This window comes from Priestia sp. BR_2, assembly GCF_041954005.1.
Classification (GTDB): Bacteria; Bacillota; Bacilli; order Paenibacillales; family Paenibacillaceae; genus Paenibacillus_AQ; species Paenibacillus_AQ lautus_A.
Genome location: NZ_JAVFHM010000294.1, coordinates 258,409 through 276,510 on the forward strand (window position 1 = coordinate 258,409; position 18,102 = coordinate 276,510).

20 protein-coding genes and 1 tRNA gene are annotated in these 18,102 nt (G+C 52.7%); 17 read left to right on the plus strand and 4 right to left on the minus strand.

Annotated features, from left to right (window positions below; all coding sequences use genetic code 11):
• The first annotated feature begins 6 nt into the window (after positions 1 to 6).
• A complete protein-coding gene (locus tag RB298_RS24975) occupies positions 7 to 999 on the plus strand; it encodes a FecCD family ABC transporter permease (RefSeq protein WP_251498928.1) in 993 nt (330 codons plus the stop codon).
• A gap of 22 nt (positions 1,000 to 1,021) precedes the next feature.
• The gene (locus RB298_RS24980) at positions 1,022 to 2,653 is read left to right on the plus strand and encodes an alpha/beta hydrolase (RefSeq protein WP_486049053.1); all 1,632 of its coding nucleotides are present in this window, start codon (positions 1,022 to 1,024) and stop codon (positions 2,651 to 2,653) included.
• Positions 2,654 to 2,751: 98 nt separating this feature from the next.
• Here the strand turns inward: RB298_RS24980 and RB298_RS24985 are convergent, their stop codons facing one another.
• Positions 2,752 to 3,393 carry a PAS domain-containing protein gene (locus tag RB298_RS24985; protein ID WP_096776505.1) on the minus strand — a complete coding sequence of 214 codons (642 nt, stop codon included), beginning with the start codon at positions 3,391 to 3,393 and terminating at the stop codon, positions 2,752 to 2,754.
• Between the two features lie 177 nt (positions 3,394 to 3,570).
• Between RB298_RS24985 and RB298_RS24990 the strand changes: the two genes are divergently transcribed.
• The 6 genes from RB298_RS24990 to RB298_RS25015 all read left to right on the plus strand — a co-directional run bounded on the left by RB298_RS24990 (position 3,571) and on the right by RB298_RS25015 (position 5,978).
• On the plus strand, positions 3,571 to 3,936 hold the full coding sequence (locus RB298_RS24990) for a helix-turn-helix domain-containing protein (protein ID WP_192570696.1): 366 nt from the start codon (positions 3,571 to 3,573) through the stop codon (positions 3,934 to 3,936).
• 103 nt (positions 3,937 to 4,039) lie between these two features.
• Positions 4,040 to 4,122: transfer RNA gene (locus RB298_RS24995), tRNA-Leu, on the plus strand.
• Positions 4,123 to 4,308: 186 nt separating this feature from the next.
• The gene (locus RB298_RS25000; RefSeq protein WP_015737236.1) at positions 4,309 to 4,728 is read left to right on the plus strand and encodes an organic hydroperoxide resistance protein; all 420 of its coding nucleotides are present in this window, start codon (positions 4,309 to 4,311) and stop codon (positions 4,726 to 4,728) included.
• A 131-nt stretch (positions 4,729 to 4,859) separates the two neighbouring features.
• A complete protein-coding gene (locus RB298_RS25005; protein WP_006212369.1) occupies positions 4,860 to 5,102 on the plus strand; it encodes a zinc ribbon domain-containing protein in 243 nt (80 codons plus the stop codon).
• Between the two features lie 89 nt (positions 5,103 to 5,191).
• Positions 5,192 to 5,467, plus strand: coding sequence for a hypothetical protein (locus RB298_RS25010; protein WP_009594434.1), 276 nt, complete (start codon positions 5,192 to 5,194; stop codon positions 5,465 to 5,467).
• 85 nt (positions 5,468 to 5,552) lie between these two features.
• Complete coding sequence (locus tag RB298_RS25015) at positions 5,553 to 5,978, plus strand: thiol-disulfide oxidoreductase DCC family protein (protein WP_486049057.1); 426 nt, start codon at positions 5,553 to 5,555, stop codon at positions 5,976 to 5,978.
• A gap of 11 nt (positions 5,979 to 5,989) precedes the next feature.
• Here the strand turns inward: RB298_RS25015 and RB298_RS25020 are convergent, their stop codons facing one another.
• The 3 genes from RB298_RS25020 to RB298_RS25030 form a co-directional block, all read right to left on the minus strand.
• Positions 5,990 to 6,466 carry a FixH family protein gene (locus RB298_RS25020; RefSeq protein WP_096776502.1) on the minus strand — a complete coding sequence of 159 codons (477 nt, stop codon included), beginning with the start codon at positions 6,464 to 6,466 and terminating at the stop codon, positions 5,990 to 5,992.
• A 40-nt stretch (positions 6,467 to 6,506) separates the two neighbouring features.
• Complete coding sequence (locus RB298_RS25025) at positions 6,507 to 7,919, minus strand: PepSY-associated TM helix domain-containing protein (RefSeq protein WP_486049059.1); 1,413 nt, start codon at positions 7,917 to 7,919, stop codon at positions 6,507 to 6,509.
• Between the two features lie 84 nt (positions 7,920 to 8,003).
• Positions 8,004 to 8,864 (minus strand): thermonuclease family protein, encoded by an 861-nt coding sequence (locus tag RB298_RS25030; protein WP_486049061.1) that lies wholly within the window; start codon positions 8,862 to 8,864, stop codon positions 8,004 to 8,006.
• A gap of 308 nt (positions 8,865 to 9,172) precedes the next feature.
• Here RB298_RS25030 and RB298_RS25035 point away from each other — a divergent pair, with 308 nt between their 5' ends.
• The 9 genes from RB298_RS25035 (at position 9,173) to RB298_RS25075 (ending at position 18,098) form a co-directional block, all read left to right on the plus strand.
• Positions 9,173 to 10,330 (plus strand): P-loop NTPase family protein, encoded by a 1,158-nt coding sequence (locus tag RB298_RS25035; RefSeq protein WP_486049062.1) that lies wholly within the window; start codon positions 9,173 to 9,175, stop codon positions 10,328 to 10,330.
• The gene (locus RB298_RS25040) at positions 10,330 to 11,568 is read left to right on the plus strand and encodes a TadA family conjugal transfer-associated ATPase (RefSeq protein WP_486049064.1); all 1,239 of its coding nucleotides are present in this window, start codon (positions 10,330 to 10,332) and stop codon (positions 11,566 to 11,568) included. Before RB298_RS25035 ends, RB298_RS25040 begins: the two co-directional genes overlap by 1 nt.
• On the plus strand, positions 11,569 to 12,426 hold the full coding sequence (locus tag RB298_RS25045) for a type II secretion system F family protein (RefSeq protein ID WP_096776497.1): 858 nt from the start codon (positions 11,569 to 11,571) through the stop codon (positions 12,424 to 12,426).
• A gap of 15 nt (positions 12,427 to 12,441) precedes the next feature.
• Positions 12,442 to 13,314, plus strand: a complete 873-nt coding sequence (locus tag RB298_RS25050; protein ID WP_096776496.1) for a type II secretion system F family protein — start codon at positions 12,442 to 12,444, stop codon at positions 13,312 to 13,314.
• Positions 13,315 to 13,334: 20 nt separating this feature from the next.
• Entirely contained in the window at positions 13,335 to 13,526 is a 192-nt protein-coding gene (locus tag RB298_RS25055; RefSeq protein WP_096776495.1) for a Flp1 family type IVb pilin, read from the plus strand.
• Entirely contained in the window at positions 13,519 to 14,196 is a 678-nt protein-coding gene (locus tag RB298_RS25060) for a TadE family protein (protein ID WP_096776494.1), read from the plus strand. Before RB298_RS25055 ends, RB298_RS25060 begins: the two co-directional genes overlap by 8 nt.
• Before the next feature lie 2 nt (positions 14,197 to 14,198).
• A complete protein-coding gene (locus RB298_RS25065) occupies positions 14,199 to 16,430 on the plus strand; it encodes an SNF7 family protein (RefSeq protein ID WP_096776493.1) in 2,232 nt (743 codons plus the stop codon).
• Between the two features lie 83 nt (positions 16,431 to 16,513).
• Positions 16,514 to 17,437 (plus strand): TadE/TadG family type IV pilus assembly protein, encoded by a 924-nt coding sequence (locus tag RB298_RS25070; protein WP_486049139.1) that lies wholly within the window; start codon positions 16,514 to 16,516, stop codon positions 17,435 to 17,437.
• Positions 17,438 to 17,585: 148 nt separating this feature from the next.
• On the plus strand, positions 17,586 to 18,098 hold the full coding sequence (locus RB298_RS25075; RefSeq protein WP_096776492.1) for an A24 family peptidase: 513 nt from the start codon (positions 17,586 to 17,588) through the stop codon (positions 18,096 to 18,098).
• Positions 18,099 to 18,102 lie beyond the last annotated feature (4 nt).

An 18,102-nucleotide genomic window follows, 5' to 3' on the forward strand; every position in this document is an offset into this window, starting at 1 on the left:
TTCCCGATGGTGCTGGCAGGCGGGATAGCGGTCGTATTGGCAGCCGTTTATTTCAGTCTGACCAACGGAACGTTTGACATGTCCATCAAGGAAGTATTCCAGACGCTCTTTCGGATGAAGCCCAATGCGGACTTTGATCTTGTCGTGTTTGAATTCAGGCTCCCCCGAATCGTGCTTGGCGCCCTTGTCGGGTTTGCGCTCGGTATGGCCGGTGCCGTCATCCAAGGGGTTACCCGCAACGGGCTTGCGGATCCGGGCATCCTCGGCATCAATGCAGGCGCCGGCATGGCGGTCGTACTGTTTATGTTCCTGCTGCAGGGGCAGATCACGATGACCGGCTGGCTCGGGGTGATGATGATGCCCATGTTCGGCATCGCGGGCGGTTTGGCAGCGACCACGGCCATATACATGTTTGCGAGAGAAAACGGAAAGCTGGATCCCCAGCGGCTCATACTTGTGGGCATTGCGATCGCATCCGGCTTTGGAGCCGTTACCATGTATGTTTCGCTAAAAATGAACCCGAAAGATTATGAGATGGCGGTTGCCTGGCTCGCCGGCAGCCTTCATAGCGCCAACTGGAAGTTTGTGGTGACCATGCTGCCGTGGCTCGTTATTTTGCCGCCTGTCATCTGGCTTCGCTCTCAAGTGCTCGACTTGTTCCAGCTGAGCGAGGAAAGCGTGAAGAGCGTCGGGGTATCCGTCGAGCGCGAGAAAAATAGATTGCTTCTCTGCAGCATCGGTCTGGTAAGCGCCAGCGTAGCCGTATCCGGCAGCATCGGGTTTGTCGGCCTGATTGCTCCGCATATGGCCAGGCAGCTTGTCGGACTGCGGCACAGGCATATCATCCCGATCAGCGGCATAGCGGGCATGGCGATTGTTGTCATAGGCGACTTCATCGGCAGAACGATATTCGCTCCGGCCGAGCTGGCTGCAGGCATTGTGGTATCCGTGATCGGGGTTCCGTATTTTATCTATTTATTAATTCGCATGAGAAAATAAAAGCAGCTTTCGGGAGGATCACATGAATCGTTACAAGCAGCTGGCAGTTGAAGGCAGAGAGCTTACACTGTATCTGCCTCCTTCCTATCTGGAGTCTGACCGTTCCTATCCTGTTGCCTATGTTCAAGATGAAGGAGATATGTTCACGGACTGCCTGAACTATTTGAATCATTTGTTTGCGGCAGGCCGGCTGGAAGAGGTCATCCTGGTCGGAATCTCGACAACGAACCGGAATCGTGAGTATACGCCTTGGCCGGCTGAGCCTTTGCTGGAGAGCAACCCTCCTTTCGGCGGGGAGGGGAGAGCTTATGTCGATGAGGTAGCGGATGTCATCAAAGCATACATGGACCATCGGTACCGAACGCTTCCAGCGCCTGAGCATACGGCCATCATGGGAGGCTCCTTTGGCGGTTTGATCTCGATGTTCGCGGGATATTGGCGTCCCGATACCTTCGGACGAATCGGCATGCTGTCGGCTTCGTTATGGTACGAGGGGGTGATGGACTACATCCGCCAGCAGGGAAAATGGCCGGCTGAGCAGCGGGTGTATATGTCCGTAGGGCAGCTTGAAGGGGCGTATAAGCAAAATGCGCAGAAAAACATGTTTGTGAACAACGTGGAGGCCCATCGGTTCTGGCTTGAGCAAGGGGTGAGCCCTGAGCGGCTGCAGCTGGCGGTAGATCCTGACGGAACCCATGATCCTATCTTTATGTCCAGAAGATTTCCGGATGCGCTGCGGTGGCTGTTCGTCGGGGAAGCAGAGGAGCAAGCATCGGCGAAGGGGCGGGCTCAACATGAGGATCCGGATTATCAGGAAAAGCAAGAAATGCATAATAACCAAGATAACCAAGATAACCAAGTAAAGGCCACTTTGTTTTCCGTACCGGGAACGCTGACCTGGTCCATGCAGTCCGACGTGACGGGCCGCGAATACCGCATTTTCATCGCCGAGCCGATGGGACCGCCTCCTGAGGGAGGTTATCCCGTGTTATATTCGCTGGATGCCAATGCCACCTTCGGCACGCTGGCCGAAGCCATCCGCCTGCAATCCCGTACGCCTCGGGGCATTCCCTCTGCGCTCATTGTCGGCATCGGCTTTGACAGCGACAGCCCTATCGTAAGCAGCGAACGCTTCTATAACTTTACGGAATATGCCGATCCCGCTGAACTGCCAGTCCGGCCAAACGGCATGGATTGGCCGGAGACGGGCGGCGTGGAGGCGTTCCTTACCTTCATCGAGCAGCAGCTGAAGCCGGCCGTGGAGCGGCGGTATGCCGTGAACCGATCGAAGCAGGCGCTGTTCGGACACTCGCTCGGTGGATTTTTCACCTTGTATACCTTATTCACCAGACCGGATGCCTTTTCGCGGTATATTGCGGCATGTCCCTCGGTGTGGTGGAAGAACTACGCGCTGTACCAGCGATGGGAAGAGGGGAAGAACCGCTTACGACAGAGCGGGGAGCGCAAGTCGCTCCGCCTGTACGTGGGGGCCGAGGAGAAGCCGTCCATGGTGAAGGATGCCAGGGAACTCTATGCCTTTCTCAGAGGGCATGAAGAGGTGCTGGAGACGACGTTCGACGAAATTGAGGGTGAAGGGCATGTTTCGGTACTGCCGACCCTCATAAGCCCCCTGCTTCGTTTTGTGAACGCGTAATCCACCAAAGAATGCCTCAAGCATAAATAAGCAGCTTCGAATCCAGTGATCATCGGGATATCGAAGCTGCTTATTCTGTGTTGTATGCAGAGGGGTTGTTAATCGGGCAATTCCGGATCATCGAGAATGGAGGAATATTTCGGGTATAATCTGCGAATGCAATCCGGACAAATATCATGGGTAAACTCAATGGGGAGGCGGCTCTCCAAATAGCTCTCCACAGGCTCCCATTCATCCGCTTGTCGAACATATTTGCATACGGCACAGATAGGAATATGTCCTGGAAGAGGGAAGCTGTGAGCCAGCGCTTGTTCCAGCAGCAGTTCCTTGTGCTTGAACTTCGTAATATCCGTGAACGATATCATGGCTCCGTGAACACGGCCGTCCTTGTTCATCATCAGCGGCAGCACCTCGCACAGAACCCAGTTCTGCCGGTCATTCCATTCCACGGCATATTCAAAAGAATAATCAGGCAGCTTGCCCAGCATCACTTCCTTTACGGAGGGCAAATCCATCTCATGGGAAAATGGATCGAATACAGAACCAAAGTGCCTGAAAGTCATATCGAAAAAAGATGCTCCATGCCACCTAAAGTCAGGAGGGACACCGTATTTTTCGGCCATGGCAATGAGCGGATCGTTGATTTTGTCTATGATGCCATCCGGGGTAATGACCATCAGCCCCTTATTCAAGGAGTGCACCGCATTATTCCAGGATGTGGTCATGGTATCGTAGGGCAATTTACTCGCTCCTCGTACGGAATAGACTCATGAGTAAAAGATACGACGATCCATGAGTACTATGGTATAATTTAGGCAATATATCTAGATTATACACGTAATTAAGTCATTATGCAAGACAAAAATACGTACATAAGATATTTTTCTTTTAAAGAGAAATAGGAAGGCGGTTGTTTGATGCAGTCTATTTACCAACGAATCGAACATCTCATAGAAAGCCGGGGTATGACCAAGAAGGCGTTTTGTGAAACCCTCGGGATCAGCACAGGAAATTTTGGTGACTGGAAGAGGGGAAAAACAACGCCGAGCACGAATAAATTGATTGAGATTGCAGCATTTTTTTCCGTCAGCCTGGATTGGCTGATTATAGGAAGAGGCAGTCCGACCAACCGTGTCAAGGAAGCCCGCGGGGAATATGAAGTAGATCCGGAATCTTTGGATCCTGCCTTAATGTCCGGTCTGGCAGAGCATGAGAAGGAATTTATCCGCGAATACATCGAGTTTTCGGCCTATCGGAAGGACAAGCGCAGCGACAAGAGCTAACTGATGCAAAAGCCTGATCCTAAGGCCCAGATTTTGGCGCTTTACTTTTGAGCAAGAGGGCAGTATAATAGGGAATGTTCGCTGCAGAACATCCCTTATACATGCGGTAGTGGTGGAATGGCAGACACGCTATCTTGAGGGGGTAGTGGGTGTATACCCGTGGAGGTTCGAGTCCTCTCTACCGCATACTTCATAAAGAAGCTGTTTATCAAGTGGAATTCCCTTTGATAAGCGGCTTTTTTTGTTATGTTCTTCGCGTGCCGGGATAATGCTCATCTATGGTGAAATGCCTTATTTATCGTTTCAAATTGCCCTGAAAGTTTAAAGAGTACATGTAGAGACCATAATAGGGCATGAAGGAGATGAACGAGCATGAAACCATTATACACAGCAGATGTTAAAGTCGTCGGAGGGCGGGAAGGCTCCGTTGAATCTACCGATGGCGTTCTCAATCACAAATTAAGCATGCCGAAAGAGCTCGGAGGTCCGGGCGGAGCCGGAACCAATCCGGAGCAGCTGTTCGCGGCCGGTTATGGCGCTTGCTATGAAAGCGCCCTGGCCAACATCGCCCGCAAGGAGGGCGTCGAGCTGAAGGATGTCGTGATCCACTCCCAGGTGTCGATCGGAAAAGACGAAGGCGCTGACGGCTTTAAGCTGGCGGTGAAGCTGAAGATCGAAATGCCGGGCATCGAACGAAGCCAGGCGGAGGATCTCGCGAAGAAAGCGCACGCGTTTTGCCCGTATTCCAAAGCAACCCGGGGCAACATCGACGTGGAGTTAAGCGTAAGCTGACGATGGAGGATTCGGATGGCTCTCTAAAATGGGGGTCATCCTTTTTTGTCGGCTAAAGTCGCTCAATATGAAACTTTTTACATGATACGCCGTACTTCAGTTAAAGCTATGCATTGAAAGGGGCGCTTGGAATGCGAATAGAACAAATGATAGAGGAACGGTTTGTATGCAGCAAATGCGGAGGGAACCACTGCCAGACGAAAGAGGTCTCGATGTCGGGGGCAGGCTTGAGCAAAATGTTTGATATTCAGCACAATCATTTCCTATTTGTTTCCTGCACGAACTGCGGATATGTGGAAGTCTTCAACCCGGATATATTGGAAGGTAAAAAGAGGGGGCAGCTGGGCTCGATTCTGGATGTGTTCTTCGGTTGACATCACCCCTAAAATTCTTTAATATGACTAAGTACCAGAAAGTACAAACCAGTCATAAGGAATTTAAATAAAATAAACGGGTGATGAACATGCCATACAGACCGCAGATTGCAAATGTGACCACAGCTGGAAGCAATGAAAAGGAAGGGCTTTACGAATTCATTATCCACACGGCTGACGGAACGGATATTCGCGTATTCTATAACCGCTTCCCGGAATGGAAACTGACTGCGCTTAGCCGACTTGGGAAAGTACCTTGCCCGGTTTGTCGTAAGGATTTCATATGCAAATGCATGGAGAAATTCTCGAACGAATTCGACCAGCAGATGAGAGACGGCGAGTGGCTGAACAAAGCTGCTGAGTAATAAACCAATAAGCGTACTTGATCAAGCGTAGGAGAGGGCTCCTGCGTTTTTTCTTTTTTTATGGCGTGAAGGGAGCGAAGAAAATATGAAGGATCGTGCAACCGAAAATCATGAGGAATATGCAATTGTGCTGATTGATGGCGTGTGCCATATGTGCCAGGGGCTGACCCAATTCATTATCAAGCGAGATCCCGCGGGTGCTTTCCGGTTCGCTTCGCTGCAATCCGAGATCGGTCAGGAGCTGTTGAGGCAGGGAGGGCTCGATGGAGATTCGCCGGAGACGATGGTGCTGATTGAACAGGGGAGATATTACACCAGATCGACGGGAGCTCTTCGGATTGCGCGGCGTCTTCGTTTTCCTTGGCCGCTGTCGTATGCCCTGATCCTGATACCCCCTTTCTTACGGAACCTAGTGTACCGCTGGGTGGCGAAGAACCGTTACCGGTGGTTCGGGCAATCCAGTGAGTGCATGGTGCCGACGCCGGACATTCGGCGCCGGTTTTTATCCTGATTCCGCTTGTTTTAATGATGATGCTCTGCCGTGCCTTCTTGGAATGTCGGAGTTCCCGCCTCCAGGTAGGCAAGCTCGGCCTCGGACAGTTTGCCGACGGCGAACGGTTTCTGGGGAATGATGATGGAGCCGTTGTTGCCGCTGTGCAGCTTGATGAAATACAGCCCCTCTTTTACGAAGGTTTTGGTCACCGTATACACGCCATCGCCCACCTCGACCGCATCCGTCATGGGATCCCGCAGGGAACCGTCATGGCTCCACAGCTCGTAGTGGACAAAATCCGCACCGGGCACTCTTTTGCCGTCTTGGGTAAGGATAATCTCGATGGTCTCCGGCTGTTGGACGGATAATACATCCGGAATGTTCACCTCGGCCATCAGCGGAATTTCTTTTACATACCGGTCGGCTGCCTCGGGACTGGCCGAACAAGCGCTCAGCAGCAGAACCGATAGCAGTACGGTTATAATAATACGGCCTTTTACGATCATGAAACCGCCACCCCTTATTTTTGATTAAGTCCTAAGCGAATCAGGCGTTCAGGAAAGCCTTGATCGCCGGTATCTTCCGCACGATGACAGAATCGATGATCAACACGATGATGAGAGACAAGCCCACAAGCGGGAACAGAATCCCCAAAGAGATAAGCACCAGCAGGAACAGCCCCATGCTCTTGGCGCCCGTCTCGGGCGCTTTCGGAGCCCCCAGTCCGTGATCCGGTTTTCGTTTCCACCACAAGTACAAACCGCTTACCGCAATGAGAATGATGCCTAGGCATATCAGCAAACTGAAAATCTGGTTGACGATGCCGAATTGGGTTCCTTTATGCAGCGTAATGCCCAGGGCAACGGCTTTGCCGACGAATCCGTAATGATCATAGCGATAATCCGCCAACACCGCGCCGCTGTACTGGTCGATATGCAGGGTGGCTTCGTCCTGCGCTTTCGGCGGATAGGCCGACAACGTATACACGCCGTCCGATTGCTGCGGGATGCTGATGGTGTAACTCGGATGCATCCCCTCGCTTCGGGCCACATACATGACATCTTCAATCGGAAGCGGCATAAAGTCGGAGATGGTGGAGTTGGGAACCTCCAGATTTTCGGCCGCCCAAGGGACCTCTGCGACTTCCTTCGTCCGTACCACATGGGAGGACGGCGCACTGCCCGACCAGATGGAAGGAGGATAGCCGGCACCGGTATTGGTTGCCATGGTTTGGAAATTGCTGCCCCACAGGCCTGACCAGGGTAATCCGGTCATGACGAGAAACAGCATGCCAGCCGCGATCCAGAATGCGGGAACGGCGTGCAGGTCCCGGCGAAGAATCTGCTTGCCCTTGCCGAGCCTCGGATACAGGATCCCTGCGAGGCTTCTTTTCTTTTTGCTTTTGTTTTTAATTTTCGGGAACCATAAAAACAAACCGGTGATGATGAGCACGATCGCCCAGCAGGCGGCAAGCTCCACGATCCGGTCCCCGATCGTCCCGACCATCAGCTCGCCGTGGAACTCCTCGATTTTGTCCATGATCCGGTCTTTGTCTTTCAACTCGCCCATCTTTTCTCCCGTATAGGGGTTCATGAAGACGGTCATGGATTCGCTGCCCGAGGTCAGACTGATTTCCGTGGAGCGGGAATCCGACTCGCCGGGGCGGTATTTCGTGATGGTAGCGTCAGGGTAGAGCCCCTTCACTTGTCCGACCAGCTTGCTGGGCGTTACCCGTTCGGATTGTGGGGTTACCGTGTAGAAGTCCCGATATAACGCTTGTTCAATCTGGGGCTTAAATAAGTAAACGGAGCCGGTTACAGCCAGGATGATCAGAAAAGGAGCGAACATGATGCCGGCATAGAAATGCCATCTCCAGACGGTTTTGTACAATGCGGCAGAGCTTGGATTTGCTGATTGATTTTCATTGGGTTTGGCTTCCGGCGTTTTCTTTTTCCCCATGGCTCGTGGCTCCTTTTCAAATACGGCTAAAATTTATATAAGATGAACAATGCGTTCATTTCATATATGCAAACAGGTTTATAGCTACTTCAGCGGGGCCCGGAAACCGGCTTGCTCGGCTTCTTCCTCGCTGCAGAACCACTGCTCCTGCTTCGTGCGCACATAGTACGGGGATTCGGGAGTATGATAGATTTTCTCGCCCTTGGAGTTGATGTTGCCTTTAATGTCGCAGGCTTGCTTGGACGATTGGGGTTTCTCGGTAGGCGCTTGGGTTGCTGTGGTGTCATGGTTGTTGCTCTTATTCGTATCGTCCTGTTCCTCGGGATGGAATCCGTCTTCCTGGGCGTAGTTCTCTACGCTCCATATGCCGAGCCCCTTGTCCCGGCTGATCCGCTGCAAATCATCGAATTTGTCCACATAGCGCGTGTTGGGCGGATAGATGTAGGCGACGCGGGCCAGTCCTTCTTCAAGCAGCGATTCCTGGACCATTTTCCCGTCGGCATACACGTAAGCGAGCAGCCTGGAATATTTATCCCGGTTCGGACCGATATCGAACTCCAATTCAAGCCGATCGGCTTGTTCCACGAGCTCCTTCGTAAAAGCCTTGGCCTCGGGCCCGAACGGCTGGACGCCCAGTTTCGGATGGCTTGTCTCGGGCGTGTCGACCAGCAGCATGCGAACATTCTCTTTTTTGCCCTCGAACATGACGCTGATGGTGTCGCCGTCAACGGCTTTGACCAATTCCACGGCAACCCGCGGCAGGTTCAGATCATCGGTGGGATAGGTCGTCTGCTTGGCATTCGTTGTGCCGGCGTCTGTCTCGGCTTCGGATGTACGGGACGTTGCGGTTTCTTCGTTCGACGTCGCAGGGGACATCAGCGGCTGGCTGCAGCCGGATAATAACAGCAGGGCGGTTAGAAAAGCGGCTAGTATACGTTTGTTCATGGGTGTCACTCTCCAAGCTTGGAAGTATTGGTTTAGATGGTTTAGGAGTTTATATATGTTAATTCTATATAAGAAGTTTCTATATAGAGAACACTCGTTCTAAGCCTATATAGTAGGACATTTATCCTTGTTTTGACAATAGTGATTAAGGGCTATCTCTACATAAAAAATAAAATCTTGCCGTTATCCTGCAACTGTGATATTCTAATGTCAAATTATAACAGACAACGGAAGCACCGTTCATTGTCCGCGATTTTCGCGGCTTTGACGGTGCTTTTTTTGCGTTGTTACAGAAGAGAGGGATTGGCATGATGATACCGGCCCGACTAGTGCTGGCAGTGCAGGATTCCCGGTATGTCGAACCGCTGCTGAATTATGTGCATGGAAGCTCCTACGGATCGGCTCTGCAGGTGACCGCATTCACCCGCTTAGAATCATTCCTTCATTATATGGACTCGGGGGAGAAGCCGAATTTGGTCGTGGGGGATGCGGATATGCTGGAGAACTGGCTCAGCCAGAGGGAGGCATCGGTTCCATGGCTGCTCCTAAGCGAAGGCCATTCGGCGCTTTCTCTTATGGAGGGCTGCGACAGCACCCCCAAATACCAGCCGCTGCCTCAGCTGCTGGACATCATGGTAACCCGTTGCAGGCGAAGCGGGGGAACGCTGGATAAATGGAATTCGGGATCAACACCGGTGCTCGGCATCGTCTCTTCCCTGGGCGGGAGCGGGAAATCAACGATCGCCATGAACATGGCGAAGCAGCTTGGCGTGCTCGGTTTGAGAGTTTTCTATCTCAATTTGGAGAGCGTGAACAGCAGTGCGTTGTTTCCGTCCGGATCCGTCGGCATGGAGGGGAGCTTTTCGCGATTACTGTATGACGTTAAGGCCTCCCAAGAATCGGCTTCCGAGACGGAGCTGTCGATAGCTCCCTATATCATCAGGCATCATGGCTTGAAGTGCGATTCCTTTGAGCCCAGCTTCAACGTTAAGGAAATATCGGAAATGACCGTGGACGATACATCCCTGCTGTTGACCTCCCTGATATCATGCCATCATTACGATGCCATTGTGGTGGATACCGAGGGGGACTCGGGGGAACGATTGCAGGCGGTTCTCGAACAGGCCGGACTGCTGATCTGGGTGCTGTTGGATGATTTGATCAGCATGCATAAGAGCGGCGTATGGCTGGATCAATTGGAGCTTAAGAGCCCCGCCCAGTTCGGAAGCGTGAGGAAACGGAGCCGCTTCATCGTCAACCGGTACACGGGTCAGCTTGTTAACGGGCTTCCCCGCAAGGATATGAGCGTAGACGGCGTGCTGCCTTATATACCTTCATGGAAGCAGCTCCATCGGGAAGATCTGCTGTTGTCCTCGCCGATCTATCAAAGGGAGGTATTGAAGCTCTGCCAGCAGCTGCTGGAGGGCTCGGGTATCATGCCGGTTCATGCGGGCGGTGGGAAGTGATGCTGGAGGATCCGTTTAAATCGGTTCGGGATCAGGTTCGGTCCGAGCTTGATATGAGTGCGAGCGTTAACAATTCGGAATTGATGGCCCGCATCGAGGAAATGGTGTGGAGAAGACGAGAGCTCATGGAGCTGACCGCAGCCGAGAAGCGGAGGCTGGTGCGGAGGGTATTCGATTCTTTTCGCGGGCTGGATGTGCTTCAGCCTCTGGTGGACGACCCCCGGATTACGGAAATTATGATAAACAGCCACCAGGATATATTCATCGAGCAGGACGGCGAGGTCAAGAAGCTGCCGCTCCAATTCGAGTCCCAGAGCCGGCTGGAGGATATCATTCAGAGCATTGTGGGTACGGTAAACCGGGTGGTGAATGAATCGACGCCCATCGTTGACGCGAGATTGAAGGACGGCTCCCGGGTGAATATCGTGCTCCCGCCCATCGCGCTGAAAGGGCCGACCATGACGATCCGCAAGTTTCCGGAATCGCCGATGACGATGGATGATTTGGTTGGAAGGGGAGCGCTGACGGAGGAGGCGGCAGAGCAGCTTCGGATATTGGTCAAGGGCAAGTATAACATTTTTATAGGCGGCGGGACGGGGTCGGGGAAGACGACTTTCCTGAATGCGCTGTCGCAATATATTCCGCCTGAGGAACGTGTCATTACGATCGAGGACTCGGCGGAGCTGAAAATCGTGACGGTCCCGAACCTCGTGTCGCTGGAGACCCGGAATGCCAACACGGAAGGCCGGGGGGAGATCGCGATGCGCGATCTGATCCGTTCCTCGCTGCGGATGCGTCCCAATCGGATCGTGGTGGGCGAGGTGCGGGGCAGCGAGGCGCTGGATATGCTGCAGGCCATGAATACAGGGCATGACGGAAGTTTGTCGACGGGGCACGCCAACAGCACGCAGGACATGATCAGCCGTTTGGAGACGATGGTACTGAGCGGTGCGGATCTTCCGATCAGCGTGGTCCGCCAGCAGATTAGCTCGGCGATTGATATATTTGTGCATTTATCCCGGTTAAGGGATCGATCGCGACGCGTAACGGAGATTAGCGAAGTGATTGGAATGAGCGACGGCGAGGTGGTGCTGAACCCGCTGTACCGGTTCCGTGAAACGGGCGGCCGGGTGATTGGGCGCCTGGAGCCTTGCGGCAATCCGCTTCAATCGGCGGACAAGCTTCATATGGCCGGGATTACGGCTTGGCCGCTGCAGAAGATGATGGAGGTGACATAAATGAAACGCTCCGGCAGTTCTGCCTGGATGTCCAAAGAGGGCCAAGGCGGCCGAGTGATCAAGAGGAGCAAAATCGCCGGTAAACCCGAGCATGCAGCCGCGGCCCGAACCCACGCCCTTCCGGATTACAGTGTCTATCATCTCTCGATGAGTCACAGAACGGCATGTGTGATCCTTGGCGGCCTTTTGTTTTGCTTCATCGGTTATCTGTTTTATCACAATCTGATATTGTCGCTGCTGCTGGGAGCGGGAGGGCTGATGATCCCTAAATTATGGCGGCGGTTTATGCTGGATCGCAGACGGAGGACGCTGAATCTTCACTTCAAGCAAGCTCTCTATTCCTTGTCCTCGTCCCTGTCGGCCGGCCGCTCCGTGGAGAACGGGTTCAGGGATGCCGTTCAGGACTTGCTGCTGCTGGATCCCGGAGGCAGCAGCGATCTGATCTTTGAACTCAAGGTCATTGTGTCCCGTTTGGAGTACGGCGAGCCTATCGAAGTGGCACTGCAGGATTTTGCAAGAAGGGCGGGGATGGAGGATCTAACGAATTTTGCGGATGTCTTCTCGACTTGCAAACGCACAGGCGGCGATTTGGTCGAAGTCGTGCGCAGAACCTCCTCCGTCATCGGGGAGAAGCTGGATATCCAGCAGGAGATATCCGTGATGATTGCACAGAAGCGGTTCGAATCCAAGGCGCTTCTTGCCGCCCCGTTCCTCCTGCTGCTGTTCATGAATATGACATCCCCCGATTATATGGAGCCCATGTACAGCGGATCGGGGATCATGATCTCTACTCTTGCACTTGCGGCTTTAGGAGGCTGTTTCTTATGGATCACCAAAATGATGGATATCAAGGTGTAAGGAGGTGAAGCGGGGATGCTGACATGGATGTCCGGCGCGCTGACGGTTCTGCTTGTGGGTGGTTGGGTGGTGCTGAATCGAGCGTGCGGCGAACGATACCATCGTCTTGGCAGATTGTCCATGGATGGTCTCAGGCTGCAGCGGTTAGCGCCGCCTGTGTTGTTCCTGCTGGAGCGGGGGAAGGTTCCGATGCGCTTCCCGATTGTATTCTACCGGATGCAGGGCTCTGTTCAGAAGATCCATGGTCTGCGGCACAGCGCGGAAATGACGTTGTTATTTATGGCCGAGGCCCTTGCGTATACATGGCTTATTTTGATCGGCGGCTGCTTGTGGTCGTTGCTGTCCGGGGAAGTAATCGGACTTCTGGCTGGATTCGGATTGGGGGCATTGCTGCCCGTCGCTTTGGTGAAGGATCTCCATAAAAAGGTCACGCTGCGTGAGCAGGATATCGTGATGGAGCTGCCGGAGCTTCTGAACAAGATTGTGCTGCTTGTCGGCGCCGGCGAGACGGTGCAGCGGGCGATCATTCATTGCGTGGAACGGAACAAGGACGAGAGCCATCCCCTGTATGCTGAGCTGAAGAGAATGGTGCTTGAATGGGAGGGAGGCCATCCGTTCCAGCAAGCCTTCGAGCAGTTCAATAAACGGTGCGGCGTTCAGGAAGTATCGATATTTACAACAACCGTCCTGCTTAATTTTCGGCGCGGCGGGAACGACTTTGTCCTGGCACTGCGGGATTTGTCCCGCGTGCTGTGGGAGAAGCGCAAGGCCATTGCAAGAACAAGGGGCGAGCAGGCCTCCTCGAAGCTGGTGCTGCCAATGGTGGTCATCTTCATGATCGTGATTGTTTTGCTCGGAGCGCCTGCATTTATGATGATGAACATGTAGAAGGGACCGGTGTACGAAATATGATGTTAAACATGGCGAAGAATGGTATGAAAGCTTTTTGGAAGGATGAGGAAGGGATCGGAACGCTTGAGATGATCCTGATCCTCGTCGTTATTTTGATTATCGCGCTTATATTTAAAGATCAGATTACGGCCTTGGTGAACAACTTGTTTAAAAACGTGAACAACAAGAGCAAAGAGTTCCTTGAATAATAGGCTCCAGAAAAGATGGAAGGACGATACGGGGAGCTTCACGGTTGAAGCCTCCCTGGTTCTTCCCATCGTGCTGATGGTGACGGTTTTGCTTCTGTTCCTATGCTTGTATATCTATCAGCAGTCCATGCTGGTTCAGGCATCGGCCGCGGCTTCCGAAAGGACCGCGTATATCTGGGACAACAGCCATAAGATCGCTGCCTCGGGATCCGTGGAACAGGGACGCCATGATGCGTTATATTGGCGGTTAACCGACGATAACGTTGTCGGGACCTTATTCGGTTTGGCGGGGGGAGACAGTACGAGGTCGATTACACTGCCGCAAGGGGAGGCTGAGAGCGCAGGGAAATTGCCCGAGCTTAAGATGTCCAAGGGCGGCACGGCCGTGCCTTCCAGCATGGTTGGAGAGATTCGTTATACGAATCAGCTGCTCATACGAAAAGTAACGACGTCGTTAAACGAGCAGGTCTCTCTGACGCCAATCAGCCGAATGCTGGACGATGGCGGCCAGATCGAGGTCAACTCACAATCGATTGTGGTTGATCCCGTTGAATTTATCCGCACGGTGGATTTGATGCGATATTACGGATCGAAGTTTCAAGGCGGGAGAAACGGAACGGATAAGGCAGCCGCAGGGGAAGTTCTACAAAAGTTCGGAGGTTCGCGATAGTCATGACGAAGCATGGGAAAGCGCGGTCTAGTCGGAGAAGGAGAGAGGTGGGCCGATCGTCCGATGGATCTGTATCTGTTTTTTTGATTATCGCCCTGGCAGCCGTATTTATGTTTGTAGCCATATTCATTGATTTCTCGCGTATCGCGGCCATGAAGGTGCACAGCGAGAGGCTGACAAGAGCAGCCGTACGCTCCGTGATGTCATCCTACGATCCGCAGCTGCAGAAGGAATACGGACTGTATGCCCATGGGGGCACCAGCGGGGATCTCATTATGGGCAACGTGCTGAATGACAGCTTGAACCCGGGAGACCGCAGCGATGCGTTCCGGTTAATGGCGATGGAACTCGATAGCTCGGGGCTTGAATTGCAGCGTCCATTGGGCACTTATGACATCTTCAACCGGCAGATCATCGAGGACATGAAGTATAAAGCGCCGATCGATTTCACTTTGGAATTAGTGGGCAAGTTCAAACCTTTATCGCAGTCCATGAAGGAAGCTTCCAATACGGTCGATGTGCTTAAGAAGCTGCGCAGGCTGTATGACAAGCGGGAAGCGGCGCTGGATGAGATGCTGGCAAAGCAGCGCAAGGCAGGAGAGCATGCGATCCGGCTATCGAAGCTGGTCATGGATCCGCCTGGACAACCGATCAACGATACTTCGCTCGGGGACAGCATCCAAACCGCTGCCGACGGGGCATCGCAGTATGAGGATTATAAAGATAAACAACAGGAGGACGCGGACAGGCCCCCAAAAGAGAAACAGTATACGCTTCTGCTCATGGCTTACCGGAGCGGAATGTCTTCCATCGGCTCGCAGATATCGAGAGAGGCCGAACGGCTTCAGCGCGAGAATGGCAAGCTCCTAACGGACGCGCAGCAATTATGGGAGGAAGCCAGGAGTTTGAACGAGGAGATGAAGCAGGTCATCAAGGAATCCGAGAACCGTTCATCTAATGCGGGGTATGACCAAGTGACGAATGACATAACGCCGGGGTCAGCCGATTCCTCCGGGTCGGAAGCGGAGATGATCCAATCCATTCGGAAGCAAGCGGACAAGTTAATTCATGGCGATGTCTTCTTAAACGGCTTTCGGCAAGAAATTGAAAACCAGGAGCGTCGTTATCAACAGGTTGTCCGAGCTGTGGCCGCGCTGCAGTCTTCATTGGGCGGGGAGGGGATGAAGGGAGCCGTGATCGGAGCTAGCCGCGAATTGCAGAATTACATTTCTAATTATGGGGTATCAGGCAGCGGAAATATCATGGATCGGCAGCAGGCGGCATTGGAGCAGTTTCGCACATCGGATAAGGAACGGAAGGCGATGGAGAAGCTGGCCAATCAGAAGCTGAAGCAGGCATCCAAAGCCATCGAGGCGATCAACGGGCTGAATGGGCAGAATCAAGCCATTATGGATGAGTTTCGTGAACTCCAGCAGTACTATGACGAAAGCCTTCAATTTAATGCGGAAGCAGACAGCATGAGTAAGGGAAAGCCGCTGGACGACGATCCGTATGATGCCGGCAAACAAGCAATGGATAATATGGACGGTATGTTTGGATTTATGGGGAACGTGCTTGGCGGTGTTAGGGATGAACTGTTTCAGAATGAGTACGCCGTTCATTATTATCAGCATTTCGATGTCGGGAACTTATCCGGAATCGTTGACGGGTCCAGCACGGGAGAGGAGATAGTGCAGGAGTTCGCTATCGGGAATCAGGAAGTGGAATATATTCTGTACGGATTCCACAACCCCGCCGGGAATATTTCGGCGGCTTATGCAGAAATATTCGCTTCCAGGCTCGCGATTCGGACGATGGAAGGATTCGTCGTCAACAGCAAATTAGGAAATCCGTTGGCGGTTTTGGCGGCAGCCATCCTGTATGGGATCGAGAAGGCTATCGAGGATATGATCCAGCTGTGTCAGAAGGGAAGCGTTCAGCTTTCCAAGTATGTACCCGTTGAGCTTACCTACAGGGATCATTTACGAATATTTTTGTTTATTCACAGCAATAACGAGAAGAAGTTATCACGCATGCTGGCGCTGATACGATTAAACACCGGCATCAATCCTGCGGAGCGATTTACTTACGCTTCAGGGGAAGTTAGGACGGCCATGCGTTTATGGTTTCTTCCGGGAGTGACGAAGTCGATCGGCGTTGCATTCGGAAGCGACGGGGATGAAGTTCAAGGAAGTCGGTACTTGGTCAAGCGCAAGGCGGATTTTTCCTATTAGGATTAGGGGTTACTTGAATGAAATGTTTATCGGTATTACGAAAGCCTTTGCGTAAGAGCAAAGCGTCGGCGGAGCAAGGAAGCATGGTCGTGGAAGCTGCGCTTGTGCTGCCGATGTTTATGTTTTTTGTCATTTTTCTCATATATATCGTGCAGATGACGTTGATATCGACGGCGCTCCAAAGCACCGTTTCCGATACCGTCAAAACCGTAGCGGCCCATATGTATCCTGTTTCTCTAGCCGTGCAGGCGAATGCAGGGGGTATGGGAACAATCGAAGGCACGCCCAGCACGTCCCATTGGGAAATACCCAAATTGTCGCTGTCTGATTGGGTATCGAATTATAGCGACTCGCTTCCTTCTCCTGCTAAGGAGTGGATCACGGAAGCCGTCGCTTCAGGTGAGGAGCCTCTGCAGCAGCTTAAGAACCAAACCGTGGAAGCCGTACTCGACCCCGTGGTTAAGCCGATGATGAAGCCGTTCATGCCTGACCGCCTTCTGGATTATGACCGAATCCATGTGTCGAATGTTCACATACCCAATTTGAAGAGCGGCACGAGTCCTTATTTTGGCATTGAGGTGAATTATGCCCTTCCAATCCGGGTTCCTTTCTTGAACAAACGCATCGTGCTGCAAGCGAAGGCCAAGGAGAGGCTGTGGATTGGAGATACCGGAGAAGGCGGGGGCGATTCGGGGAACGGGGACGGCTCAGAGAACGGAGCCATTGAGCTGTTGGAGAAGCCGAATCCGGCCGTCGCAAGCAAGCAGGCTAAGGTAAAGGTGAAAGTAGAGCCAGGGGCCAGCGCTCAATTATCAGTCTATTATAAGAGCGGCCAGAGCACGGCTAAATATTTGGGTTGGAAGACCGCGGATGATAACGGCTATATCGATTGGGAATGGAACGTGGGATTTAATACAACGCCGGGGACTTGGCTGTTCGTGGTTGAGACGGCCGACGGGCAGCGGATCGAGGTGCCGTTTACGGTGGTAGCGCGGTCGGGCTCATGAGAGGTTCAAGAGCAAGGTTATGAAATATAGGGTTCTAAAGTAATATCCAAGAAAAGTCTTTCCAATAAAAGCAATTCGTTGTGCGTCAATAGTTAAAGTTCTATTCAGGCTATTCCTTTGAATAGTCGCGCAGGGGAGGTTGATGGGTGTGGCCGTTGCCTTTGGTATTTGTGCCGTTTATCTGATTGCGGCCTTTATTACAGACCTTCGTTCCATGAAGATACCGAATGCTCTAACCGTATCGGCTATGCTGTCCGGTCCGATCTTTCATGGCGCTCTGGACGGATGGGAAGGCCTGCTCTTTTCTTTGAAGGGTCTTGGAGCAGGGTTTCTCATCTTGTTGATCATGTATTTTATAGGGGCTGTAGGAGCGGGGGACGTTAAGCTGTTCGGTGGGATCGGCGCCTGGACCGGCTTGTGGTTTACCTTGCAGGGCATTATGTATTCTGTCCTTTTTGCCGGTGCCATCGGTTTGCTCATTCTGCTCTGGCGGCGGGAGACGATGAAGAGAGTTCGCCATGTCGTTGGCAGTATCGCCGGAGTTTTTGTCATGAAGAGCTGGTTGCCGTGGCGCAACAGCCAGGAGGAGCACTTGCGATTTCCCTTTATGATGGCTGTCCTTCCTGGCATGATCAGCACGTATCTAGTACTGCACATGTAGGAGG